Genomic DNA, 22,561 nt, shown 5'->3' with positions numbered 1-22,561 from the left:
TTCATGACCCCGCCCGCAGATCCGTGCCCGAGCGGACGCGGACACCGTGCGGAACCGCAGAGAGCGGAGTCTCTGTCATGCATGTACCCGATGGATTCATCGACGCACCTGTCTCCGTCGCCGCCGGGGTGTTCGCGGCCGGCGCGGTCGCCGTCAGCCTGCGCGGCGCGCGCCGCGAACTGGACGAGCGCACCGCCCCGCTCGCCGGACTGGTGGCCGCGTTCATCTTCGCCGTGCAGATGCTCAACTTCCCGGTGGCCGCCGGTACCAGCGGCCACCTGATGGGAGGGGCACTCGCCGCGATCCTTGTCGGGCCGTATACAGCCGTGCTCTGCCTGTCCGTGGTGCTGCTGCTCCAGGGCATCTTCTTCGCGGACGGCGGCCTCACCGCGCTCGGCGTGAACATCACCGTCATGGGCGTGGTCACCGTCGTCGTCGCGTACGCGGTGTTCCGCCTGCTCACCGGCCTCCTGCCGCGCACCCGCAGGTCCGCGACCGCCTCGGCGTTCGTCGCCGCGCTCGTCTCCGTACCCGCGTCGGCCGCCGCCTTCACGCTGCTCTACTGGATCGGCGGCACCACGGACATCCCGATCGGCAAGGTCTTCACGGCCATGGTCGGCGTCCACGTCCTGATCGGTATCGGCGAAGCGATCATCACGGCCCTGACGGTCGGCGCCGTCCTTGCCGTACGCCCCGACCTCGTCCACGGCGTCCAGGGCTCCCTGGCCGCCCCGCTCAAGCTCCGCATCGACGGCGAACTGGTCGACGCGCCCGCCGCCACCCGCGACCCCGAGCCCGCACCCGCGCGCCGGTCCACCCGAGGGTTCTGGATCACCGGGCTCGTCTCGGCCTTCCTCCTCGCCGGGGTCGTCTCCTTCTACGCCTCCGCCAACCCCGACGGCCTGGAGCGGGTCGCCGCCGACCAGGGCATCGACGAGAAGGTGGAGGAGCACGGCGCTGCCGACTCCCCGCTCGCCGACTACGGCGTCGGCGACATCGCGAACGCCCGGCTCTCCGGCGGCCTCGCCGGGGTGATCGGCGTCAGCGCCACCGTCGTCGTGGGCACCGGGGTGTTCTGGGTGATCCGCCGGCGTAGGGAAGAGCCCGGCGACGCGCCCCGCGACCGCGATCACGAGAACGCCTGACATGGGTGCGGGCCACGCCCACAAGCTCTACCGGCACGGACACTCGCCGGTCCACGGGCTGCCCCCGCACTGCAAAATCGTCGCCGTCTTCTGCTTCGTCCTCGTGGTCGTCTGCACCCCGCGCGAGGCGATGTGGGCCTTCGGGCTGTACGCGGCCCTGCTGGCGGCCGTCGCCGTCGTGGCCCGGATCCCGGCCGGCTTCCTGCTGAAACGGCTCGTCGTCGAGGTGCCGTTCGTCGCGTTCGCCCTGCTCATGCCGTTCGTGGTGCCGGGCGAGCAGACGAGTGTCCTCGGCGTCTCCGTCAGCGTCCCCGGCCTCTGGGGCGCGTGGAACGTGCTGGCCAAGGCCACCCTCGGCGTCGCCGCCTCGGTGCTCCTGGCCTCCACCACCGAACTGCGCGCCGTCCTGCTCGGCCTCCAGCGCCTGAGGCTGCCGCCGCTGCTCGTGCAGATCGCCTCGTTCATGATCCGGTACGGGGACGTCGTCACCGACGAGATGCGGCGCATGGCGATCGCCCGCCGCTCCCGGGGCTTCGAGGCGCGCGGGGTACGGCAGTGGCGGGTGCTCGCCGCCTCGGCCGGCGCCCTGTTCATCCGCTCCTACGAACGTGGCGAACGCGTCCACCTGGCTATGGTGAGCCGGGGGTACGCGGGCACGATGCCGGTGATCGACGAGGTGACGGCGGACCGGAGGCAATGGGCGTACGCGGCGACGCTGCCCGGCCTCGCGCTCGCGGTCTGTCTGCTGGGATGGACCCTGTGACTGCTTCTGTGGAAGACGCCTCGGACACCCCGCCGACCGCCCCGTCGCTCGAAGTCAGCGGCCTCGCCTACGCCTACCCCGACGGTCACCAGGCCCTCTTCGGGGTGAACCTGACCGTGGGGCGCGGCGAACGCGTCGCGCTCCTCGGCCCCAACGGCGCGGGCAAGACCACGCTCGTCCTGCACCTCAACGGCATCCTGGAGGCCGGCTCCGGCACGGTCCGGGTCGCGGGGCTCCCGGTGGCGAAGCGGAATCTGGCCGAGATTCGCCGCCGGGTCGGCATCGTGTTCCAGGACCCGGACGACCAGCTGTTCATGCCCACGGTCCGCGAGGACGTCGCCTTCGGGCCCGCCTCCGCCGGACTGCGCGGACCGGAGTTGGAGGACCGTGTCCTGCGGGCGTTGAAGCAGGTCGGCATGGAGGAGTACGCGGCCCGTCCGCCGCACCACCTCTCCTTCGGGCAGCGCCGCCGGGTCGCCGTGGCCACCGTCCTCGCGATGGACCCGGAGATCCTCGTCCTGGACGAACCCTCGTCCAACCTGGACCCGGCCTCCCGCCGCGAACTGGCCGATATCCTGCGGTCCTTGGACATCACGGTGCTGATGGTCACCCACGACCTGCCGTACGCCCTGGAGCTCTGCCCGCGCGCGGTCATCCTCAGCGAGGGCGTCATTGCCGCCGACGACCGTACGCAGGACCTCCTGCGGGACGAGGAGCTGATGCGTTCCCACCGGCTGGAGCTGCCGTTCGGCTTCGATCCGGGAGCCGTCGACGTTCCGCCACCGTAAACAGATGGTGACAGCCCGGTGGTCACGGAGACCCGCTCCCCGAACACCCCGACGGGACGTGCACCATGGGGGGATGAGCGGGAGCGCGGGAGTGAGCACGACGGGTACGGGCGCGGAAGCGGAATCCGGTACGGGGGCAGCCGGGACCGTGACCGAGGGCAGGGCCGTGGACGTCCGGGGCACGGTGTCCCCCGGGTACGAACCGGTCGCGGACGCCTTCGTCCGCAACTTTGAGCAGCGCGGCGAGCGCGGCGCGGCCGTCGCCGTCTACCGCCACGGACGCAAGGTCGTCGACCTCTGGGCCGGTACGAGAGACGTCGACGGCACCGAACCGTGGGCCGTCGACACCGTCCAGGTCGTCCGCTCGGCGGGCAAGGGGATCGCCGCCGCCGTCCCGCTCCTCCTCCACCAGCGCGGGCAGGTGGACCTGGACGCCCCGGTCTCCACGTACTGGCCGGAGTTCACGGCGAACGGCAAGGAACGCGTCCTCGTCCGCGACCTGCTCGCCCACCGGGCCGGCGTCCCGGTCCTGGACCGCACCCTCACCCCCGCCGAGGCCGCCGACGGGGTCTCCGGCCCGGCGGCCGTGGTGGCGCAGCGCCCGCAGTGGGAGCCCGGCACCGACCACGGCTACCACGCCCAGACCTACAGCTGGCTGATCGGCGAACTGGTCCGCCGCGCCACGGGCCGCACCATCGGCCGCTGGATCGCCGAGGAGATCGCCCGCCCGCTCGGCCTCGACTTCTGGTTCGGGCTCCCCGCCGACGAGGCCCACCGCATCGGCCGCATCGGCCCCGTGGAGCCCCCGGCCGCCGCCGCGTCGGGCGCCCTGCGCGTACGCCCCAAACGCTCCGTCGTCGAGGCCTACCGCGACCCGGAGTCGCTGACCCGGCGGGCGTTCGGCGCGATCGACCCGTTCCCCGACGAGAACGACCCGGCCTACCGCGCTGCCGAACTCCCCGCGTCCGGCGGCATCGCGACCGCCCGGGGCCTGGCCCGCTGCTACGCCGCGATGATCGGCCCGGTCGACGGCCACCGCCGCCTGTTCGCCCCCGCGACACTCACCCTGGCCCGTACGGAGGAGTCGGCGGGCCCGGACCGGGTCCTGGTCGTCAACACCCGGTTCGGCCTGGGCTACATGCTGCACGGCCCGGCCGCCCCGCTGCTCGGCCCCGGCTCCTTCGGCCACCCGGGCCGCGGCGGCTCCCTCGGCTTCGCCGACCCCGAGTCCGGCATCGCGCTCGGCTACGTCACCAACGGCCTCCAGAAAGGAGTCACCGCCGACCCCCGTGCCCAAGCCCTGGTCAGGGCAGTACGGTCGGCGCTATGACACCTGTGACACCTGCCCGCTTCGCCGGCCACAGCATCCTGATCACCGCCGCCGGCCAGGGCATCGGCGCGGCAACCGCCCACCGCCTGGCGGCGGAAGGGGCCTCGGTCCTCGTCACGGACCTGGACGCGCAGCGCGCGTCCGACACGGCGGCGGCGATACGCGAGGCGGGCGGCACCGCCGCGTCCCTCGCCTGCGACGTGGCCGACCGTACGGCGGTGGACGCGGCGGTGGCGTACGCCGTCAAGACCTTCGGCCGGCTCGACGTCCTGGTCAACAACGCGTACGCGGCGAGCGAGGACGCCGAGCTCTTCGAGGACGAGCCGGACGAGCAGTGGGAACGCGACCTGGACATCACCCTGTCCGGCCCGTTCCGCTGCGCCCGCGCCGCCCTGCCGCACCTGGTCGCCTCGGGCCGGGGCGCGATCGTCACCATCGGCTCGGTCAACGGCGAACAGGACTTCGGCGGCCACGCGTACAGCGCCGCGAAGGCGGGCCTGGTCAGCCTGACCCGTACGCTGGCGGGCCACGCGGGCCCGCGCGGCGTCCGGGTCAACCTGGTCGCCCCCGGCACGATCCGCACCAACGCCTGGGCGGGCCGGGACGCGGAGTTGGCCCGGGCGGCGGCCCTCTACCCGCTGGGCCGTATCGGCACCCCCGAGGACATCGCGTCCGCCGTCGCCTTCCTCGCCTCGTCCGACGCGTCGTGGATCACGGGGACGACGCTGCGCGTGGACGGCGGGATCGTCGCGGTGAACACGGGGTTCCGGCAGGCGATGGCTCAGGAGTAGACCGGCGGGCGGGCGGCGGCGCGCGAGCAGACCGGCAGGCGGTGGCGCGGGAGCGGACCGGCGGGCGGCGGCGCGCCGTCGATACGTTCCGCAGGCGCCGACGCACCCGTAAACCCCCTGGTCACGCATGGTCCAGGCGGCCTACCCTGCGCGGATGATCAACCACGGACACACCGACAGAACCGGCCGCCCCGTCACCCTCCACGAGGTGGACGCGGACAACTGGCGGGCGGTCGCCGACAGCGCACCCCGCGACGACCAGCGCGACTGGGTCCCCGCCCTGGCCGCCCGCTACCTCGTCCTCAGCAGCCGCGAGGACACCTGGAACTCCCTGGCGGTCCTCGCGGGCGACGAGGTGACCGGCCACATCATGTGGGGCCGGGACGACGACGGTTCGCACTGGATCGGCGGCATGCTGATCGACGCCGCCCACCAGGGCACGGGCATCGGCCGCGCAGCCGTGCACACCCTGGCGGACTGGCTGTCGGCCCGCGAGGACGGCACCGCCGTACGCCTCTCGTACGCCCCGGAGAACGAGGCGGCCGCGCACCTGTACACCGCGCTCGGGTTCCGGCCCACGGGGGTGGAGGAGGACGGGGAGATCGTGGCGGAGTGGGGAACGCGTTCTACGTCGTCGGGCTGAGGATCATCAACATCTTCGGGTCTGGCACGGGGACGAACCCGACCTTGGCGTACAGCTCGTGGGCATCGAGGGTGGACAGCAGGGTCCGCTTGAGTTCGTACGGGGCGAGGTGGTCGCGGACGGCGGTCGCCAGCCGTACGCCGAGGCCCCGGCCCCGGTGCGCGGGGTCCACGTAGACGTCGCAGAGCCAGGCGAAGGTGGCATGGTCCGTGACGACCCGGGCGTAGGCGACCTGCGCCCCCTCGCCGTCGTACACACCGAAGTTGAGCGACCCGCGCATCGACCGCTCGACGAGATCCCGGCTGCGGCCGAGCGCCCAGAAGGCGTCGGTGGAGAGCCAGTGGTGCACGAGGCCGATGTCGATGCGGTCCGGGTCGGTGTCGATCTCGTACGGGTCTTCGCCGGGCGGGCCGCTGGTCGTGGTGGTCATGGGACCGGATGCTAGTCGCGGCACGGAATTCCAGCCGTTGATGCGGGTGGGCCGGACGTCTGTCCTGCCCGGCGCCACCGGACAAACCGATGGCGGGGGCGGGCATCGCGCGGCAGGATGCCCGCATGACCTTGCCCACCCCTGAGTTGACGACCGAGCGCCTGCGTCTGCGGCCGTTCACGGACGCCGACGCGGCACCGCTCCACGCGCTCCAGAGCGACGCCCACGTGCTGCGTTACTGGGACTCTCCGCCGTGGACAGATCCGGCCCGTTTCCAGACCTTCCTCGCGACCTGCCGGAGGATCGAGGAGGAGGGCTCGGGGGCGCGGCTGGCCGTCGAACGCGTCTCCGACGGCTCGTTCATCGGCTGGTGCGCTCTGTTCGACTGGAACCCGGACTTCCGCAGTGCGTCTCTGTGTTACGTCTTCGACGCCGCCACGTGGGGCAACGGCTACGGCACGGAGACCGCGCGGGCCGTCCTGCGGTGGGCGTACGACACCCTGGACCTCAACCGCGTCCAGGCCGAGACCGACACCCGTAACGTGGGGTCCGCCCGGGTCCTGGAGAAGCTCGGCTTCGTCCGTGAAGGCACGCTCCGCGAGGACTGCATCGTCAACGGCGACGTATCCGACTCCTGGGTCTTCGGCCTGCTCCGCCGCGACTGGGACGCCACGGCCGAGAGCCGGTGACCGCGCCCGACGCGTTGGCCGCCGACGAGGTCCCGCACGGCCTGGTGGAGTCGTACGCCACGGGCTTCGGCGAGGAGGGGCGAGCCTGGATCGCCGAACTGCCCTCTCTCGCTGCGGACATGCTGGAACGCTGGCAGCTGCGGCGGGACGGCGCGGTCCGGTCCGGCCAGGCCTCCTTGGTGCTGCCGGTCCTGCGCCACGACGGCACACGCGTGGTGCTCCGACTCCAGCTGCCCCGGGAGGAGACCGCCGCCGCGCTGATCGGACTCCGCACCTGGGACGGCGAGGGAATGGTCCAGCTCCTCCACCACGACCCCGCGAGCAGCAGCATGCTCCTGGAACGGCTGGACGGAGCCCGTACCCTGGCCTCGATCGACGATGACGACGCGGCGATGGGCATCCTCGCCGGGCTGCACGCGCGGCTGGTCGCGGTCCCCGCGCCGCAGGGACTGCCCGGCCTCGGTGACGTCGCCGCGGCGATGCTGGAGGAGGTCCCGCAGGCGGTCGCTCGGTTGACCGACCCGGCCGACCGGGGCCTGCTGCGAGGCTGGGCCTCGGCCGTCGCCGAACTCGTCGACGACCCCGGAGACCGGCTGCTGCACTGGGATCTCCACTACGACAACGTCCTCGCCGCGCAGCGTGAGCCGTGGCTCGCCATCGACCCCGAGCCGCTCGCCGGCGATCCGGGGTTCGACCTGTGGCCCGCTCTGGACAGCCGGTGGGACGACATCGCCGCGAAGGGCGAGCCCCTGCGCGTGGTGCGACGCCGGTTCGACCTGCTGACGGACACCCTCGGCCTGGACCGCGCACGGGCCGCCGACTGGACACGGGGGCGGCTGCTGCAGAACGCCCTCTGGGACATCGAGGACGGCGAGAGGCGGCTTGCCTCGTCCGCCGTCGCGATGGCGGAGGCCCTTCGCAGCCGGTGACCTCGGCTCCCGACCGGTCAGGCGGCGGCCTGCACGTATGCGGCGCGGGTCTCGCGGCAGTCGCGGCAGTGGCCGGGCGTCGGGGAACGGAAGGCGCGGTCGCAGTCGTCGCAGGTCTGGAAGGGCGTGACGACGACCCGGGGGCGAGCGGCGAGCGCGGCGAGGTCGTCGACGCCGGGAGGTGCCGGCGGGAGCAGTTCGGTGAGCCGGTGGGCGAGGAGTTTGGCCGGATGCCTGAGAGGCTGGGGCGGGTCGTCGGTGAGGGCGCGGCGGATGGCGTCCGGACGGGCTGCGCGTTCGAGCCAGGCCGCCACCCCGGGAACCAGTCGGCGGACGTCGTCCTCGGAGAGGGTGAACTGGGGCGCGTGCCGGTGCAGATCGCTGAGGAACGTGGTGGCCGCGCGGTCGAGCTCCGGGGTGAGTTCGCCGGGCTGGGGGAGGGGCCGGCGAGGTGCCTTGGGTGCGGTCGGGGGCGGTACGCGCCGTTCGAAGAGCGGGGCTGAGGGCGCGGGCGGGGCCACCGGTACCTCCTCCGGTGGGGGTGGCGGCGCAGCCGTTGGTACGGGCGCGGGTACGGGGACACGTACAGGTCCGGGCGCGGGTACGTGCACCCCGGCAGGCATGCGTACGGGTACGGCTGCCGACGCGGCGGGTTGCGGGCGGGCCTCCGCTGCCGGGCGGGGCCGGGGGTGCAGCAGCGCCGTGGGCTGGTTGCAGAAGACGGTGCGGGTGATGACCTTCTTGCCGTGCAGCCGGTCCCGGATGCGTTGCAGGTAGCCGTGGACTTCGAGCTCGCGGAGGGCGGCGGCGATGCGCTTCTCGCCTTCCTTGCAGCGGGCGGCGAGCGCCTTGATGCCGACTTCGGTGCCTTGCGGCAGGGACTGGATGCGTACGGCGATCCCGACGGCGGTGCAGCTGAGGTCGGGGTGCTGGGCGAGATGGTTGCCGACGATCGTGAAGCGCTCGGTGTGGGGGATGGTGACGTGGATGACGCCACGGGTGGGGAGAGGTCCGGGAACCTCCGCCAGGGCGCGGGCGAGGGCAGTATTCTGCTGGGTATCCATCGGGAAGGTGTTGTCTTCCTAGGTGGCCAGGCCCTCGGTTGGGATTGCACTCCCGGTCGGGGGCCGACGTATGTGTGGGATGTGGTCTGGCGTGAGCATATGCCGGGCAACCTGCCCAAAAGCGAGCTGAGTTGGGAAATGTCACCCGTGTGAGTGACGAAGCCCGCGGAGGCTGCCGGACCCGCCCCGGCACCCCTGGGACCCGTCGGGTGGCCGCCGGGGCGGGTTGGGTGGGGTTGGGTTCTTTCTCTTGGTTCTTAGGTAGTTGATGTCGCGCCGCCGTGGGTCGCGCTGCCGCACGATCCGGTGAGGGCTTCCGTGGGGCTTTTGAGTGGTTTCCCGGGGCTTCCGGGGGTCTTGCGGGGCAGTACCGGATCGTGCGGCAGTGCGACCCGGTGAGGGCGGCTACCGTACGAGGCCGATCTCCGCCCACACCGTCTTGCGCGGGACCGGCCCGGGGGTGATGCCCCAGTGGTCCGCCAGCGCCTCGACGATGAGCAGGCCGCGCCCGGTTTCCGCGTCGTCCCCGGGCGGCTTCACGCTTCCGCGGCCGGGCGGGACGCTGTCACCGCGCGTGTCCGTGACCTCGATCCGCAGGGTGTTGCCCTGGACGATGAGGCCGAGTTGGAAGTCCCGGCCCTTCACGCGGCCGTGGACGGTGGCGTTGGCCGCCAGTTCGGCGACGATGTGGGCGGCCGACTCCGACGGGAGCCCCCACGCGCCGAGGTGGGCGGTGGTCAGCAGCCGGGCGAGCCGGGCTCCTCGCCGGGTGGGGGAGAGCAGCACGGTGAACGCGCGGTCGGTGGGCGTGTGTTGGGTGCGGGTGACTTCCTGGTTCATGTCACTCAGCGTGGCCGCCCCGGCGTACCTTTCCCAGTGATGCAGTCGTTGCGTACGGTCACTGTCCGGGGCTTGTCCGGTGTTGTCCGGGCTGTCGGCGGTGACGTGCGGGAAACGGAAGCGGTTGAGGTGGGAACGGCACGCACGTCGGAAGCGGGGGCTCGCATGAGCATGGTCGATGACGGTACGGAGCGCGGCAACGAGGCCGTGGACGAGCCCGGTTGGGAGGTCGACCCGAACGATGAATCGGGCGCGGCGGTCGTCGCAGCGGTGGGCCGCCAGATCAAGACGTGGCGCGAGGCGGCGGGCCTGCGGGCCGGTGAGCTGGGGTCGATGCTGGGGTATGGCGAGGACCTGATCTACAAGGTCGAGGGTGGGAGCCGCATTCCGCGCCCGGAGTTCATGGATGCGGTGGACGTGGCGGTGGGGGCGGGCGGCAAGCTTGCGGCGATGAAACCGGATATCGCGGAGGTCCGGTATCCGAAGAAGATCCGGGAGCTGGCGAAGCTGGAGGCCGCCGCCGTGGAGGTGCTGGCATACGGCAGCAGCAGTGTCCACGGCCTGTTGCAGACGACTGAGTACGCGCGAGCGCTGTTCTCGATGCGCCAGCCTGCTTACCCGCAGGAGGAGATCGAACGCGGAGTAGCCGCGCGTATGGCTCGGCAGGCCATCTTCGAGCGGTCGCCTGCCCCGACACTCGGATTCGTCTTGGAAGAGGTGGTGCTACGCCGTCCGCTCGGAGGCAAGATGGTGTTACGCCGCCAGCTGGAACACCTCTTGTTCGTCGGCGAGTTGCGCAACGTCACGCTTCAGGTGATGCCGATGGGCCTGGAGGAGCATGCAGGAATCGATGGGGAGATCCAGGTGCTGAAGTTCAAGGACGGCTCGGCGGTAGGACGGTCCGAGGGGGCGTTCGGCGGGCGGCCGGTCTCGGATCCGAAGCAGGTCCGAATCCTTGATCTGCGGTGTGGCATGATCCGGGCCCAGGCCCTCACCCCTCGGGAGTCGACGGCCTTCATCGAGCACGTGCTGGGAGAGACATGATGGGCAAGCCGCTCGCTGGAAACGCCTCCGAACTGCACTGGTTCAAGAGCAGTTACAGCGACAGCAGTAACGGCAGTGAGTGCGTCGAGGTCGCGACTGCCCTCGACGCCGTCCACGTACGCGACTCCAAGAACACGCACGGCCCTCGCCTTGCTGTCACGCCTGCCGCGTGGTCGGGCTTTGTCGCGTACGCCGCAGCCCACTGACTTCATCGGGAGTGACGTGACCCAGAAGATCGCTGCCCGGAACGCGTCCGAGCTTCGCTGGTTCAAGAGCAGCTACAGCGACAGCAGCAACAGCAACGAGTGCGTCGAGGTCGCGACCGCCCCCGACGCCGTCCACGTACGCGACTCCAAGAACCTCCACGGCCCCCGCCTCGCCCTCACACCCGCCGCCTGGGCCGGCTTCGTCGCGTACGCAGCAAGGCGCTGAACGACCGCCCGCCAGTAGGATGCGGGCAACGCGTCTCCATGAGCGCTGGTGTGCCGGGAAGTCTGGTCGGCGTCGGAGGGACAGCCGTTCCTCCGCTTGCCGAGACTTCGGAAGGCCGCCCGCCGTGGAAGAGAACCTGCGCCAGAGAGCCGGACGCCCAAGCCCACTGTCCTCCAGGAGTACGTGGCCTCTCGGTCGCCGGTGAAGCCGCCCGAGGGCGCACGGACCTGCCCCGGATTCGAAGCACTGCTGGACGCGGTCGCGGCAACGGGCAGGGACCTCGACGGGGGCGAGTTGGAAGAGCTCCGGTCCTTCGGGGAAGAGGCCGCGATCGGCGGCACGACCCTGCGGGCCCTGGTCGTGCACCACCTGTCCCGGACCCGGGCCGCCTGGCCCGCCGGGACGGCGGGTTCCGACCGCGTGCTCGCCGCCGCCCAACGAGCCGTCGAAGCACTCTGCGAGGGCTATGAGCGCGCCGAGCAGCTCGCCGTCCGGAGGCAGGAGGCGGCCCGCCGGGAGTTCATCGACGACCTGCTGTACGGCAGCGGCGAACCGGGGCTTCTGGCCGAACGCGCCGAGCGGCTTGGGCTGCGGTTCTCCCACGCTCACGCCGTCGCTGTGGCCGAAGGTCCCGTTCCGTACGCCGAGGGCGACGCCGTGCCCCGACTCGTCGAACGGGCTGTGACCGGTCGTTTCGGGGAGCGCAGCATCCTGCTCACCACCAAGGACGGCCGGCTGATCTGTATCGCCCCCGGGGATCAGCGCCAGGTCCTCACGTACTTCGCCAAACAGGCCCATGCCGCGACCGACGGCGGACGGGCCGCGATCGGACGGCCGCACCCGGGTGCCGGTGGGGTCGTCCACTCGTACGAGGAAGCTCTGCGGGCCCTGGAGCTGGCGGGCCGTCTCGACCTGGAGGACCCGGTGCTGTACGCCGCGGACCTGCTCGTCTACCCGGTGCTGACGCGGGACCGGCAGGCCATGGCGGACCTCGTCCGGACCACTCTGGGGCCGCTCCTGAAGGCCCGGGGAGGCCCGGAACCGCATCTGGAGACCCTCGCGGCCTACTTCGACTCCGGTTGTGTCACCACCCAGGCCGCCCGGCGCCTCTCCTTGAGCGTCCGGGCGCTCACGTACCGCCTCGAACGCATCCACCAGCTCACCGGGTCCGACCCTGCCGACCCCCGGCGCCGCTACGCCCTGCAGACCGCTGTCATCGGGGCCCGGATTCTCGGCTGGCCCGCACACAAGGCTTAGACGACGGCGAGAAGTGTCCGCTCATGCCCCAGTGGAGGAGCTCTGCGCTGGGCTCGGTCACTGAGGCGCACCGCGGGCGCCGCCCGCCGGGCGACGTCGCCACGGGCTGTTCCAGGGCGCTCGGCCTCGTAAATAGGTGTCCGATAAACGTATCCAGGAATCCGCATAACGATGACGTCACCTGCCCAGCATCTTCACTCGCAATCTCGCAGAATGTGATCCAGGTCACTAAAGGATGGGTAAACGGCGTGGTACAAATGCCCAACTTCGCGGGCGGAACGTCCGCCGCAGTGGAGTGCCGGCCCCAACCGGCAGCAGATCAGAGCGATCACCGACGTCGTCCGCCCATGCGGTTACGGCGGGTCGCCATTCGGACAGCGTCGTTCGCCCATCCCCCCATCGCACGCCGACCGGCGAAGGCACCCCCAAGTCCGCCGCTCCAGCGCCATCGAGGTAGCCAACGTGTCACTCGACTCCATCACCGAGAACATCGATGAATCCGTCAGCGGATTCTTCGAGCCCATAGCCGACTGGCTCGGCGGGATCGTCTTCTACTCCGTCAACATCGCCGGCGCGGATGTGCCGCTCATCGTCACCTGGCTGGCGCTGGCCGGCCTCGTCTTCACCGGCTGGTTCGGCTTCGTCCAGGTGCGCAAGTTCCGGCTCGCCGTGGACGTGGTGCGCGGCAAGTACGACGACAAGGACTCGGCGGGCGAGGTCAACCACTTCCAGGCGCTGACCGCCGCCGTCTCCGGCACGGTCGGCCTCGGCAACATCGCGGGTGTGGCCGTGGCCGTCTCCATCGGTGGCGCCGGAGCCACGTTCTGGATGATCGTCTGCGGTCTGCTCGGCATGGCGACCAAGTTCGTCGAGGTCACCCTCGGTGTGAAGTACCGCGAGGTCCACGCCGACGGCACGGTCTCCGGCGGACCGATGCACTACCTGCCCAAGGGGCTCGCCGAACGCTTCGGGAAGAACGGCAAGAGCCTCGGCAAGGTCCTCGCCGTCCTCGCCTCGATCATGATCCTGTTCTTCGGGCTCTTCGGCGGCAACCTCTTCCAGGTCAACCAGTCCTACGCCCAGCTCGTCTCCGTCACCGGCGGCGAGGACGGTGCGATGGGCTCCTCCGGCGGCGCTCTCTTCTTCGGCATCCTGATCGCCGCGCTCGTCGGCATCGTCCTGCTCGGCGGCATCCGCTCCATCGCCTCGGTCACCAGCCGTCTGGTTCCCGCGATGGCGGGCATCTACATCGTCGCCTGCCTCGTCGTCATCCTGGTCAACGTCACCGCCGTGCCCGCCGCGATCGGCACCATCATCGAGGGCGCCTTCAACCCCGAAGGCGTCGCGGGCGGCATCCTCGGCGCACTGATCATCGGCTTCCAGCGCGCCGCGTTCTCCAACGAGGCCGGTATCGGCTCCGCTCCGATCGCCCACTCCGCGGTCAAGACCAAGCACCCCGCCAGCGAGGGCCTGGTCGCCCTGCTGGAGCCGTTCATCGACACGGTCATCATCTGCACCATGACCGCGCTGACCATCGTCATCGCCAACCCCGCCAGCTGGGGCGAGGCCCGTGACGGTGAGTCCATCGGCGGCGTGACGATCACCTCGGACGCGTTCGAGACCGTGCTGCCCTGGTTCCCGTACATCCTCACCGTCGCGGTGATGCTCTTCGCGATCTCCACGGTGCTCACCTGGGGCTACTACGGCCTCAAGGCCTGGACGCACCTCTTCGGGCGCAGCCGCACCAGCGAGACCGTCTACAAGAGCCTCTACACGCTGTTCGTCGTCGCCGGGTCCCTGCTCACGCTGGAAACCCTCATCAGCCTGGCCGACGCGGTGCTCTTCACCCTCGCAGTCGTCAACATCATCGGCCTGTACCTCCTCGCCCCCGTCGTCAAGCGCGAGCTGAACAGCTTCCTTGAATACGTGCGGGTCCGGAAGGCGGGCGGCTCCGACGAAACCGGCGGAGACGCCGACGACGAGACGACGAAGGCGACCGTCTGATCCGAACGGCCCCCGATGCCCCTCGCCCCTGCCCGTACGGAGGAGCGGGGGGCATCAGCTCGTATGCAGCATCAGCCCGATGCCCACCACCATCAGCCCCGCCGCCGCGATCCTCGGAGCCCCGAAGCGCTCCTTGAAGAACAGCGTGCCGATCGCCGCGCCCACGATGATCGACGACTCGCGCAGCGCCGCGATCGGGGCGAGCGGGGCCCTCGTCTGGGCCCAGAGCACCAGGCCGTACGCGACCACCGACAGGGCCGCGCCGAGCAGGCCCCGTACCACGAACGGGCGGAGCTGGGCCGCCAGTTCGGTGCGGCGGCGGTAGTACGCGTACGCCGGGATCGCCAGGCCCTCCAGGATCATCAGCCACGCGACGTAACCGAGCGGTGTGCCGGAGGCCCGTACCCCCACGCCGTCCACCGTCGTGTACCCGGCGATCGCCAGGCCCGTGCCGAGGGCCGCCACGATCGCCGGCCAGTGCGGGCGCTTCCCGGAACCCCGGATGCCCCACAGCGCCAGGCCGACCAGTCCTGCCGAGGCCACCGCCACGCCCGTCGTGGCCCAGGCGTCCGGGCGCTCGCCGACGAACACCGCGGCCAGGACCGTCACCACCAGCGGGGCCGTGCCCCGGGCGATGGGGTACATCTGGCCGAAGTCGCCCAGCGTGAACGAGCGCATCAGCAGCATCATGTACGCCACGTGCAGCGCGGCCGAGACCAGGAGGTACGGCCAGGCGGCCGCCGCCGGGAACGGGGCGAACAGGGCCATCGCCGCGCCGATCAGCAGGCCGCCGCCGGAGATCAGCGTGAAGGAGACCAACTGGTCCTTGATCGCGTGGGCGATGGCGTTCCAACTGGCGTGCGTGACCGCGGCCACGAGGACCGCGAGGGCGACCAGCGGGGTCACTTGGCGGGCTCGCGCACATCCGCGACAGTCGCGCCCGCGTGGGCGATCAGCGTTTTCGGGTCGAGCGGGAACACCGTGTGCGGGGTGCCCGCCGCCGCCCACACCACCGCGTGGTCCAGGAGGCGCCGGTCGGCCAGGACGCGGGTCTTCGTGGCGTGGCCGAAGGGGGGTACGCCGCCGATGGCGTACCCGGTCGTCTCCCTGACCAGGTCCGCGTTCGCCCGCGCCACCTTCTGCGCGCCGAGTTCGCGGCGTACCAGCTCGACGTCCACCCGCGACGACCCGTCCATCAGGACCAGGACCGGCACACCGTCCGCCGTGAAGACCAGCGACTTGACGATCTCGCTCAGCTCGCAGCCGACCGCCGCCGCGGCCTCGGCGGCGGTCCTGGTCGCGTCGGGAAAGCGGCGTACCTCGACCTGGAGACCCAGCTCGGCCAGCGCCTCCGCGAACCGGGGGTGGGCGGGGGAGACGTGTGCGGTTTCTGCGGGTTCGGGTGTGCTCATGGCTGCACGCTAGCGGTCCGTGCACGATGCACGCGAGGGGGTTCCGGAGCGTGGGCCGACCGGGCCGGTCGCGAGCTCGCAGCGTGCCGCGACCCGCTGGGGGGGGGTGGGGACGCGAAACCCGGATGCCCCGGGTCGGCGGCGCTTCTACGCTCGCCCCATGGACATGGGGGAGCGGGACGCGTACCTGCTGAACGTGGTCGACGTCGAGGCGACCTGCTGGGAGGGGCAGCCGCCGCCCGGCCAGGTGAGCGAGATCATCGAGATCGGTCTCACGGTGGTCGACCTGCGCGCGGGCGAACGGCTCGCCAAGCACCGGCTGCTGGTCCGGCCCGCACGCTCGAAGGTCAGCCCGTTCTGCACGGAGCTGACCGGGCTGACGCAGGCGGAGGTGGACGCCGGCCTGCCGTTCGCCGAGGCCTGCCGGGTGCTGGCGGCCGAGCACCGTACGGGGTTGCTGCCGTGGGCGAGTTGGGGCGACTACGACCGTAACCAGTTCACCCGCCAGTGCCGGGCGACGGGCACGGCGTACCCCTTCGGGCAGCGCCACACGAACGCCAAGATCGCCTTCACCGCTTCGTACGGGCTGCGCCGCCGCCCCGGCATGGCCCAGGCCCTGGAGACGGCCGGCCTCCCGCTGGAGGGCCGCCACCACCGGGGCGACGACGACGCGTGGAACATCGCCGCCCTGGTGCTGGATCTGGTGGGGCGGGGGGACTGGGCGACGGGGTAGGGCCCTCCGCCTGCCGGAGGACACCTGGCGCGTCGGCCCGGCTTTCGGCCCGGCCTTCGGTCCGGCTTTCGGCCCGGCCTCAGCCGCCCGCCTTCAGCACCTCCGCCACGACCGGGCCCGCAGCGTCGCCGCCGTGGCCGCCGGACTGGACGACCGCCGCTGCCGCGAGGTCGTTGCTGAAGCCGGTGAACCAGCTGTTCGAGGTGGACTGCCCGCCGACCTCCGCCGAACCGGTCTTCGCGCCCTTGTCGCCGCCGACGCCCGCCATGGCCTTCGCGCCCGTGCCCCAGGCGGCCGTGGCACGCATCATCGTCGTGAGCTGCTGCGTGACGGACGGCGACAGCGAACGCGACGCCGTCGCCAACTCCCGGTTGTCCAGGGACTGGGGGACGATGATCGGCTGCCGGAAGGTGCCGGTGCGGGCCGTCGCGGTGATGGACGCCATGTTGAGGACGTTCATCTGGACCGTGCCCTGCCCGATGTACTGGGCGGCCGCCTCGCCGCCCACCTCCTCCGGCACGCTGCCGTCCGTGGTGACCACACCGGTCTGCCAGTTCAGGCCGATCCCGAAGACATCCCGGGCGATCTTGGGGAGGGCGGCGTCGTCCTTCGTGTCGTCGATGAGCTTGATGAAGGCGGTGTTGCAGGACTTGGCGAAGCTCTGGGTGAAGGTGGAGCCGTCCGGCAGCGCGAAGTGTTTCAGGTTGTGGAAGGAACGGCTTTGGTACATCGCGTCCTTGGGGCACTCCGCCGCCCCGTTCGCCGTGACGAGCCCCTTCTCCAGCAGCATCGCCGCCGTCATGATCTTCAGCGTCGAGCCGGGCGCCTGCTTGCCCTGGAGCGCCACGTTGAACTCGGTCACCGGGTTGTTGGCCACCGCGCGGATCGCCCCCGTCGACGGCTTCACCGCGACCACCGACGCCTCCGAGAACTTCTTCACCGCCCGCTCGGCCGCCGCCTGCGCGTTCGCGTCCAGCGTCGTCTGGACCTTGCCGGGCTTGCCCTTGGACAGGGTCAGCAGGTTGACGTCCGGCTGGGACGCGTCGGCGGGCTCGATCCAGGTCTCGATGCCGGCCGAACCACCCGAGTTCTCCCCGTACTTCTGGCGCAGGGTGTCCAGGATCGGCCCGAGCGAGGGGTACTTCTCCTTCGTCAGCACCGTGCCGTTGCGGTCGACTGCTTCGATCGCCGGGGTCGAGGACTCGCCCGTCTTCAGCGTCGCGCCCTCAGTCAACTGCGGGTGTACGACCGTCGGTTCCCAGTCGACGAGGGCCTTGCCCGTCGTGAGGCCGCGGACGACCGTCAGTTCCGAGGCGTAGGAGATGGGCTTCGACTTCCCCTCGTACGCGACGGTGGCCTTGACCGTGTACGGGACCTTCGTGCCGACGGCCGGGCCCGGGGTGATCTTGATCTTGCCGATGTGGGCGTCCTCGCCGTACGAGGCGAGCACCGGCTCCGCGCCCGCCTCGTTGTTGGTCAGGACGGCCGCCGCCGACGCGTCCCCGGCCGCCCACGCGTCGAAGAAGCCCTTCGACGTCTCGGCTATCTCCTCCGCGCTCGGCGGCCCCGTTTTCACCTTCGACGACTGGGACGCGCTCTGCGTACCGCCGCCCCCGTCGCCCGTGTCCCCGAGCATGCTGTACGCCCCGTAACCGATCCCGCCGGCCACCAGCACGAACGCACCGCCCACGACGGCGACCTTCGCTCCACTGCGCATCTCGCAGTCCCCCTCCCCAGGAGGCCCCCTGAACATGTTCAAGGGGCAACTGTGAGGAACCCTAAGCGGTTGTCGCGGGCGGTGAGGGGGTTGTTACCGGACCGGAATGCTTGGCTGGAAAGCGCTCTCCGGCGTGGTCTGTGTGGGCCGGGGCGGTTGCGGGAAGACTGGCCGGGGACGCACGGGGGAGCGGACGTCGGGGGGCGTACGGGATGTTCACGTGGAGAGCGCACCGCGATCGGCCGCAGGCGGTGGACCACATCAAGTACCTGCCGCCCGGGACCCTGCCCGAAGCGGGCGTCCCGGTCTGGTCGGTGGGCGGCGACGGCAGCACCAGCCGGTCCGTGACCGGGGGTTCCGTCACCGCCTGGTCCGTGGCCGACGCGGACAAGTGGCGCAAGGCGGGGGTCCCGGCCGTCCTCGCCCCGGTCCTGGGCGGCTGGATCCTGGCGGCCCTGGTGGCGACGGCGTACGTCCTCCTCTTCGGGCTCTCGTCCGCGTCCGGGGCCTGGCGCGACGGGCTCGGGGGCGGGACGGACTGGCTGAGGTATCCGGGCGTGGTCCTGCTGACCGCCCTGCCGCTCTGGTACCGGTACGTTCCGGTCGCGGTCTTCCCGGCGGCGCTGTTCGTCGCGGTGGAGGCTTCCCTGCCGGCGGCCCGGACCGGCGGCATCGACCGCCCGGCGACGGCCGGGTACCTGGTCGTCCTCGCCGTCTGCGCCTTAGCGGTCACCGGAGGCGGCCTGCGGCTGCGGGCCCGCCGACGGCAGCGGGCGCTGGCTCTCGCCGCGGCCGGGAAACGCCGCTTCCCGCTGCCCGGGGGCGTCCCGGAGTCGGACGGCCACCGCGGCCACGGTCAGGTCTACCTCGGGCTGGCGCTCTGCCTGAGCGGCCTCGCGATCCTGACCGACGGCCTGGTCGAGGACCTGACCTCGGGCGGTGTCGCGTACGACGCCATCGGGCAGCAGCGCGTCTGCCTGGTGCTTCTGGTGGCCGGTACGGCCTTCGCCGGCTGGGGCCAGCTCGCCTACCGGGCGGCGCGGCGACTCCACGAGGAGGACCAGCCGGCCCTGATCGTGGGCGTACGCGCCGGGGCCGACGGACGCCACTGGGTGTGCGCGGACGCCCGTACGCCCTCGGCGCCCCCGCTGATCGCGTACGTACCCCGGAGGCGCGACACCCGCACCAGGACGCGGCTCCTGGGCAGCGGGTCGGTGTACGCGGAGGGGAACGGGCACCACGACATCGACCCGCGGCGGGAGCCCTTCGAGGCGATCCTGTACGGCACGCCGATCGAGGGCGACGAGGTCGTTCTCGAATACGCCTGCGCCGAATATCACCGCTACCAGGAGATGGGCCGGATGTACGCGGCGGTGACCACGGCCCCCCTCCGGCCGGACCGCCACCACGGGTTGGGCGTCTGGGAACCGGTGGACGGCGCCACCCGCCAGCGCGAACGGCTCCGCAAGGCCCGGGACGAGGCGGCGCGGGAGCGGGCGGCGAGCGAGCGGGCGAAGCGCGAGGCTGAGGAGCGCCGCAGGAACCCACCGCGCTCTTCGTCGACCCGGTCGAGCGGGAGCGACGGCAGCGGCAGGTACAGCAGCGGTGGAGGCTGCGGTGGCAGCTGCGGTTCGAGCTGCGGCGGCTGCGGGGGCGACTGAGCCGGGATGTAGTGCGGCGGCAGCGGGGGAGGCACAGCCCGGGCGGGCTGTGCCTCTCAGCCCCCTCGGCCCCGCTACTGCGCCCAGTCGAAGACGCCCGACTCCAGGTCGATCTGCGCGTTGCCGCCGCCGAAGTTGACCCCGCCGACGCCGTCCTCCAGCTCGAAGACGTACGGGGTCAGCCCCGCCGGAAGCCCCTGGCAGGGCATCACCGTCCCGCCGAGGTGGGAGACGCCCTCGACGGACGACCAGAACGCTTCGAGATCCTCGTCGTCCGAGGACCAGGCATCCACGTAGCCGTCCTCGCCGTCCTCGCCGTCCTCCGTCGGGGCGAGGCCGGTGTTCGGGTCGCCGGTGCGCTCGCCGATCCAGACCGTGATCTCGGGGGCGCTGTCGTCCCAGGCGTTCTGGCCGCGGCTGTACTTGTCGCCGAGGCCGTCCGGACGGATGTCGGCCGGGGGGTCGATGCGGGGTGCGGCGAACTCCTCGGCGGTGAGCCGGATCAGCGCGTGCGCGCCGCCGATCATGTCCTCCAGGTCCTCCTGCCGGGGGTGGCGGGCCGCAGCCGTCGCGGCCACCGCGGCGAGGAACGGGTCGGCGGCCTGCTCCGGGGTGGGCGCGGTGCCCGCCAGCAGTTCGTCGACGCCCTCGATGGCGTCGGCGACGTGGTCGTCGGCCTGGAAGAAGGAGACGGCCACCAGGTCATCGCCCTTGCGCCGGTAGTCCTCCGGCAGTTCGAGGGTGATGACATGGATCATCGGCAGCCCCGTGGCGGGGCTCCGGGGCCAGGAGGCCGTCCCGATCCCGGGCGCACGACCGCCGCACCACCCGGCGACGCGGGCCCCGGGCAGATCGATCTCGATGCTCCTGCCGGGATGGACCGACAGCGCGCCCGCGGACTCTCCGAACCCCAGGTCGTACGCCTTCACCGTGTTCCCCGTTCCTTCCGTTCGACTGCGACGGCGCTCAACCTACGCGAGGCCTCCGACAGTCCGTCCATCCGAACTAGTCTGCTCGTACACCAGAACGGACGGGGAGGACGGGACAGGTGGACGGCAAAGTGAACGAGAGCGCATCGGGGAGCGGGCAGAGCGGACTGGGCCCCCGTGGATCCCTGGTGATGTCGCTGACGCTCGCGCTGCTGCTGGGGATGCTGTCGGTGCTGGTGATGTTCCCGGCGGCCGAGCACCTGCGCTCCCTGCGGAACGGCGAGCGGGCCGACGCCACGCTGCACACGAGCGGGTCGTGCATGATCGGCCACTGCCGCGTCGAGTTCGAGGCCGACGGCCGGACCGTGGTGGCCGATCTGCCGACGGGCAGCGGCGGCGGCAAGCAGTCCGTGGGCGCCGCCCTGACCGTCCGCTACCAGGCGGACGACCCGCAGGTGGTCGCCCGCGAGGCGGACGTCGGGGGCGGCGGCGCGGCCCTGCTCGCCTGGATCTCGGGCGGGACCGCCCTGCTCTTCCTGATGCTGTCGGCCGTGGCGGCGGTCTTCCTGGTGCGGCAGCGGCGAAAGACGGCGGCCGGGCCGGGAGTTCCGGTGTGACCACGGCGACCGAGCCGGACAGGTGCGGGTGCCCGGCTGCGCTCACCCCTCCGGCCGGGGCTCGACCTGGGTCGCAGGCCGTGCGGTGCCGGGCAGGCTGTGGCTGTACAGCCGGTCGTGGGCGCTGCTCGCGAAACTCATCATCCGGGCCTGCAGAGCGGCTGTCGTCCCGCCGAAGCGGGGTGCGTCCGAGGGCTCGCGGCGTTCGCCCGGCCGAGCGGTCGCGAGCCACGTGTCGACGTCTGCCATGAGAGCCTCATGGCAGACGTACATCGCGTTGAACACCCCGGTGACGGCCAGCTGTTCCTCGTCGGACAGCATGAGCCGCAGGACCCACTCGGCCGCCTGCGCCTCCCGTATCCGCTCGTGCACAGCTGCCTGTTCAGCGCGGAGCGCGGAGTCGTCGTCCGAGGCCTCCTGCAGGTGCCGGCGGACTTTCCGCATCTGGCGGCGCACGGTGTCGACCGCCAGGACGAGATCCGAATAGGCCGCGCGTTTACGCCCGATCGTCTCGGCGGTCTGCGCCGCCGTGTGCTGGAGTTCAGCCACTCTCAGCTGCACCCGGGTCTGGAGCCGGGCACTCACCCACGTGGTGAACGCCCCGACGACCGCACCGCTGGCACCCAGAGCGGCACCGACGACCACTGCCCACTGTCCGTCCATGGAGCAGACGTTAGGCGTATCGACGGGCAGCTCGGGAGTGTTCCCGGAGGAGCGGGACGAACCCACCCCTCTGCGTGGCCACTTAAGGGGGTGGAATAGCCGAAAGCGCCGCCAAGGTGAAGGCTGTTGGGCAAGGATCCACCCTGTGACGCCAGACCCACGCGACCGCCGTCGGCGCCCAGTGCGGCCGTCGAAGACGTCGCCTGTGAGAACGCAACCCTCGCTCGACGCGATGAAGCGCTCAGGCCGCGGCCGACTGGGACGTGCCGCTTCGTAGCTCGCTGAGGTGGTGTGCGAGCGCTTGAGTATCCGCCGCGCGCCCGTCCAGCAACGGTTCGGTGACCGACTTCTGCTCGGCCGGCGGCAGCGGTTCCAGGGTGATGCGCATGCCCAGCGCAGCTGCGACCTCGGCCAGTGTGCCGAGCGTCGGATTGACGTGCTTCGCCGAGAAGAGCCTTCGTACGACAGCAGGTTCCGCGCTGATCGCACGCGCCAGCGCGGCTTTCGAGAGGTCCGCCGCGCCGCGGGCTTCATCCAGCTGGTTCACGATGCGGTCGATGGTGGCGATGCGGATGGATTCCACCACGTAGTGGCGGAGGAACTCCGGGTCCTGCAGGTCCTCGGCGAGGTCGTCCCAGAACGCGCTGTGCTCGGCCGTCATGGTGGCTCTCCTCTCTCGC

At 71.6% G+C, this 22,561-nt stretch carries 25 protein-coding genes; 16 read left to right on the top strand and 9 right to left on the bottom strand.

The window, feature by feature from the left end; translation table 11 throughout:
* The first annotated feature begins 77 nt into the window (after nt 1-77).
* The 6 genes from IE140_RS17915 (at nt 78) to IE140_RS17890 (ending at nt 5,460) form a co-directional block, all read left to right on the top strand.
* Nucleotides 78-1,145: an energy-coupling factor ABC transporter permease gene (locus IE140_RS17915; protein WP_093436281.1), complete on the top strand. Its 1,068-nt coding sequence runs from the start codon at nt 78-80 to the stop codon at nt 1,143-1,145.
* Between the two features lies 1 nt (nt 1,146).
* The gene (gene cbiQ, locus IE140_RS17910; protein ID WP_150193348.1) at nt 1,147-1,908 is read left to right on the top strand and encodes a cobalt ECF transporter T component CbiQ; all 762 of its coding nucleotides are present in this window, start codon (nt 1,147-1,149) and stop codon (nt 1,906-1,908) included.
* Nucleotides 1,896-2,696, top strand: a complete 801-nt coding sequence (locus IE140_RS17905) for an energy-coupling factor ABC transporter ATP-binding protein (protein WP_150193349.1) — start codon at nt 1,896-1,898, stop codon at nt 2,694-2,696. The genes cbiQ and IE140_RS17905 overlap by 13 nt, the downstream gene beginning before the upstream one ends.
* A 166-nt stretch (nt 2,697-2,862) precedes the next feature.
* A complete protein-coding gene (locus IE140_RS17900) occupies nt 2,863-4,026 on the top strand; it encodes a serine hydrolase domain-containing protein (protein ID WP_150193357.1) in 1,164 nt (387 codons plus the stop codon).
* Nucleotides 4,023-4,817 (top strand): SDR family NAD(P)-dependent oxidoreductase, encoded by a 795-nt coding sequence (locus IE140_RS17895; RefSeq protein ID WP_150193350.1) that lies wholly within the window; start codon nt 4,023-4,025, stop codon nt 4,815-4,817. Before IE140_RS17900 ends, IE140_RS17895 begins: the two co-directional genes overlap by 4 nt.
* Nucleotides 4,818-4,971: 154 nt before the next feature.
* Nucleotides 4,972-5,460: a GNAT family N-acetyltransferase gene (locus IE140_RS17890; protein WP_150193351.1), complete on the top strand. Its 489-nt coding sequence runs from the start codon at nt 4,972-4,974 to the stop codon at nt 5,458-5,460.
* Here the strand turns inward: IE140_RS17890 and IE140_RS17885 are convergent.
* On the bottom strand, nt 5,444-5,890 hold the full coding sequence (locus IE140_RS17885) for a GNAT family N-acetyltransferase (protein WP_150193352.1): 447 nt from the start codon (nt 5,888-5,890) through the stop codon (nt 5,444-5,446). The genes IE140_RS17890 and IE140_RS17885 overlap by 17 nt on opposite strands.
* 125 nt (nt 5,891-6,015) lie before the next feature.
* On the opposite strand from IE140_RS17885, the gene IE140_RS17880 reads away from it, so the two are divergent.
* Both IE140_RS17880 and IE140_RS17875 read left to right on the top strand, forming a co-directional pair.
* Nucleotides 6,016-6,579, top strand: a complete 564-nt coding sequence (locus IE140_RS17880) for a GNAT family N-acetyltransferase (protein WP_150193353.1) — start codon at nt 6,016-6,018, stop codon at nt 6,577-6,579.
* Nucleotides 6,580-6,593: 14 nt separating this feature from the next.
* Nucleotides 6,594-7,508, top strand: coding sequence for an aminoglycoside phosphotransferase family protein (locus tag IE140_RS17875; RefSeq protein WP_150193358.1), 915 nt, complete (start codon nt 6,594-6,596; stop codon nt 7,506-7,508).
* Nucleotides 7,509-7,525: 17 nt separating this feature from the next.
* Here IE140_RS17875 and IE140_RS17870 read toward each other — a convergent pair whose 3' ends face one another.
* Both IE140_RS17870 and IE140_RS17865 read right to left on the bottom strand, forming a co-directional pair.
* Complete coding sequence (locus IE140_RS17870) at nt 7,526-8,572, bottom strand: hypothetical protein (protein ID WP_150193354.1); 1,047 nt, start codon at nt 8,570-8,572, stop codon at nt 7,526-7,528.
* Nucleotides 8,573-8,977: 405 nt separating this feature from the next.
* Entirely contained in the window at nt 8,978-9,412 is a 435-nt protein-coding gene (locus IE140_RS17865) for an ATP-binding protein (protein WP_150196778.1), read from the bottom strand.
* Between the two features lie 165 nt (nt 9,413-9,577).
* On the opposite strand from IE140_RS17865, the gene IE140_RS17860 reads away from it, so the two are divergent.
* The 5 genes from IE140_RS17860 to IE140_RS17840 all read left to right on the top strand — a co-directional run bounded on the left by IE140_RS17860 (nt 9,578) and on the right by IE140_RS17840 (nt 14,149).
* Nucleotides 9,578-10,456, top strand: a complete 879-nt coding sequence (locus IE140_RS17860) for a helix-turn-helix domain-containing protein (RefSeq protein WP_150196777.1) — start codon at nt 9,578-9,580, stop codon at nt 10,454-10,456.
* Nucleotides 10,453-10,662, top strand: a complete 210-nt coding sequence (locus IE140_RS17855) for a DUF397 domain-containing protein (RefSeq protein ID WP_150196776.1) — start codon at nt 10,453-10,455, stop codon at nt 10,660-10,662. The genes IE140_RS17860 and IE140_RS17855 overlap by 4 nt, the downstream gene beginning before the upstream one ends.
* Before the next feature lie 16 nt (nt 10,663-10,678).
* Nucleotides 10,679-10,888 carry a DUF397 domain-containing protein gene (locus IE140_RS17850; protein ID WP_150196775.1) on the top strand — a complete coding sequence of 70 codons (210 nt, stop codon included), beginning with the start codon at nt 10,679-10,681 and terminating at the stop codon, nt 10,886-10,888.
* Nucleotides 10,889-11,089: 201 nt separating this feature from the next.
* Complete coding sequence (locus tag IE140_RS17845) at nt 11,090-12,145, top strand: PucR family transcriptional regulator (RefSeq protein WP_150196779.1); 1,056 nt, start codon at nt 11,090-11,092, stop codon at nt 12,143-12,145.
* 462 nt (nt 12,146-12,607) lie between these two features.
* Nucleotides 12,608-14,149, top strand: coding sequence for an alanine/glycine:cation symporter family protein (locus IE140_RS17840; protein WP_150196774.1), 1,542 nt, complete (start codon nt 12,608-12,610; stop codon nt 14,147-14,149).
* A gap of 54 nt (nt 14,150-14,203) precedes the next feature.
* Here IE140_RS17840 and IE140_RS17835 read toward each other — a convergent pair whose 3' ends face one another.
* Together IE140_RS17835 and IE140_RS17830 are read right to left on the bottom strand one after the other, a co-directional pair.
* The gene (locus IE140_RS17835) at nt 14,204-15,055 is read right to left on the bottom strand and encodes an EamA family transporter (protein WP_150196773.1); all 852 of its coding nucleotides are present in this window, start codon (nt 15,053-15,055) and stop codon (nt 14,204-14,206) included.
* A complete protein-coding gene (locus tag IE140_RS17830; protein WP_088575552.1) occupies nt 15,052-15,561 on the bottom strand; it encodes a YbaK/EbsC family protein in 510 nt (169 codons plus the stop codon). Before IE140_RS17830 ends, IE140_RS17835 begins: the two co-directional genes overlap by 4 nt.
* 160 nt (nt 15,562-15,721) lie before the next feature.
* Between IE140_RS17830 and IE140_RS17825 the strand changes: the two genes are divergently transcribed.
* Nucleotides 15,722-16,294, top strand: a complete 573-nt coding sequence (locus IE140_RS17825) for a 3'-5' exonuclease (protein ID WP_093436227.1) — start codon at nt 15,722-15,724, stop codon at nt 16,292-16,294.
* 79 nt (nt 16,295-16,373) lie between these two features.
* Here the strand turns inward: IE140_RS17825 and IE140_RS17820 are convergent, their stop codons facing one another.
* Complete coding sequence (locus IE140_RS17820; protein ID WP_150196772.1) at nt 16,374-18,011, bottom strand: penicillin-binding transpeptidase domain-containing protein; 1,638 nt, start codon at nt 18,009-18,011, stop codon at nt 16,374-16,376.
* A 212-nt stretch (nt 18,012-18,223) separates the two neighbouring features.
* Here IE140_RS17820 and IE140_RS17815 point away from each other — a divergent pair, with 212 nt between their 5' ends.
* Nucleotides 18,224-19,672, top strand: a complete 1,449-nt coding sequence (locus IE140_RS17815; RefSeq protein WP_150196771.1) for a hypothetical protein — start codon at nt 18,224-18,226, stop codon at nt 19,670-19,672.
* A gap of 74 nt (nt 19,673-19,746) precedes the next feature.
* Here IE140_RS17815 and IE140_RS17810 read toward each other — a convergent pair whose 3' ends face one another.
* Nucleotides 19,747-20,601, bottom strand: a complete 855-nt coding sequence (locus tag IE140_RS17810) for a hypothetical protein (protein ID WP_150196770.1) — start codon at nt 20,599-20,601, stop codon at nt 19,747-19,749.
* A gap of 131 nt (nt 20,602-20,732) precedes the next feature.
* On the opposite strand from IE140_RS17810, the gene IE140_RS17805 reads away from it, so the two are divergent.
* The gene (locus tag IE140_RS17805; protein WP_150196769.1) at nt 20,733-21,218 is read left to right on the top strand and encodes a DUF3592 domain-containing protein; all 486 of its coding nucleotides are present in this window, start codon (nt 20,733-20,735) and stop codon (nt 21,216-21,218) included.
* A 42-nt stretch (nt 21,219-21,260) separates the two neighbouring features.
* Here IE140_RS17805 and IE140_RS17800 read toward each other — a convergent pair whose 3' ends face one another.
* Entirely contained in the window at nt 21,261-21,881 is a 621-nt protein-coding gene (locus IE140_RS17800; protein ID WP_150196768.1) for a hypothetical protein, read from the bottom strand.
* A 241-nt stretch (nt 21,882-22,122) separates the two neighbouring features.
* Nucleotides 22,123-22,542 carry a helix-turn-helix domain-containing protein gene (locus tag IE140_RS17795; protein ID WP_150196767.1) on the bottom strand — a complete coding sequence of 140 codons (420 nt, stop codon included), beginning with the start codon at nt 22,540-22,542 and terminating at the stop codon, nt 22,123-22,125.
* Nucleotides 22,543-22,561 lie beyond the last annotated feature (19 nt).

The organism is Streptomyces parvus, from assembly GCF_014648875.1.
GTDB classification, from domain to species: Bacteria; Actinomycetota; Actinomycetes; order Streptomycetales; family Streptomycetaceae; genus Streptomyces; species Streptomyces parvus.
Note: the sequence above shows the minus strand (reverse complement) of the source record. Positions and strands in the feature narration are given on the sequence as shown.

What these genes read in the sequence shown, in the direction of transcription:
- IE140_RS17915 (WP_093436281.1), top strand. Translation starts at nt 78, where the DNA reads ATGCATGTACCCGATGGATTCATCGACGCACCTGTCTCCGTCGCCGCC.
- cbiQ (WP_150193348.1), top strand. Translation starts at nt 1,147, where the DNA reads ATGGGTGCGGGCCACGCCCACAAGCTCTACCGGCACGGACACTCGCCG.
- IE140_RS17905 (WP_150193349.1), top strand. Translation starts at nt 1,896, where the DNA reads ATGGACCCTGTGACTGCTTCTGTGGAAGACGCCTCGGACACCCCGCCG.
- IE140_RS17895 (WP_150193350.1), top strand. Translation starts at nt 4,023, where the DNA reads ATGACACCTGTGACACCTGCCCGCTTCGCCGGCCACAGCATCCTGATC.
- IE140_RS17890 (WP_150193351.1), top strand. Translation starts at nt 4,972, where the DNA reads ATGATCAACCACGGACACACCGACAGAACCGGCCGCCCCGTCACCCTC.
- IE140_RS17885 (WP_150193352.1), bottom strand. Translation starts at nt 5,890, where the DNA reads ATGACCACCACGACCAGCGGCCCGCCCGGCGAAGACCCGTACGAGATC.
- IE140_RS17880 (WP_150193353.1), top strand. Translation starts at nt 6,016, where the DNA reads ATGACCTTGCCCACCCCTGAGTTGACGACCGAGCGCCTGCGTCTGCGG.
- IE140_RS17870 (WP_150193354.1), bottom strand. Translation starts at nt 8,572, where the DNA reads ATGGATACCCAGCAGAATACTGCCCTCGCCCGCGCCCTGGCGGAGGTT.
- IE140_RS17865 (WP_150196778.1), bottom strand. Translation starts at nt 9,412, where the DNA reads ATGAACCAGGAAGTCACCCGCACCCAACACACGCCCACCGACCGCGCG.
- IE140_RS17860 (WP_150196777.1), top strand. Translation starts at nt 9,578, where the DNA reads ATGAGCATGGTCGATGACGGTACGGAGCGCGGCAACGAGGCCGTGGAC.
- IE140_RS17855 (WP_150196776.1), top strand. Translation starts at nt 10,453, where the DNA reads ATGATGGGCAAGCCGCTCGCTGGAAACGCCTCCGAACTGCACTGGTTC.
- IE140_RS17830 (WP_088575552.1), bottom strand. Translation starts at nt 15,561, where the DNA reads ATGAGCACACCCGAACCCGCAGAAACCGCACACGTCTCCCCCGCCCAC.
- IE140_RS17825 (WP_093436227.1), top strand. Translation starts at nt 15,722, where the DNA reads ATGGACATGGGGGAGCGGGACGCGTACCTGCTGAACGTGGTCGACGTC.
- IE140_RS17820 (WP_150196772.1), bottom strand. Translation starts at nt 18,011, where the DNA reads ATGCGCAGTGGAGCGAAGGTCGCCGTCGTGGGCGGTGCGTTCGTGCTG.
- IE140_RS17815 (WP_150196771.1), top strand. Translation starts at nt 18,224, where the DNA reads ATGTTCACGTGGAGAGCGCACCGCGATCGGCCGCAGGCGGTGGACCAC.
- IE140_RS17800 (WP_150196768.1), bottom strand. Translation starts at nt 21,881, where the DNA reads ATGGACGGACAGTGGGCAGTGGTCGTCGGTGCCGCTCTGGGTGCCAGC.
- IE140_RS17795 (WP_150196767.1), bottom strand. Translation starts at nt 22,542, where the DNA reads ATGACGGCCGAGCACAGCGCGTTCTGGGACGACCTCGCCGAGGACCTG.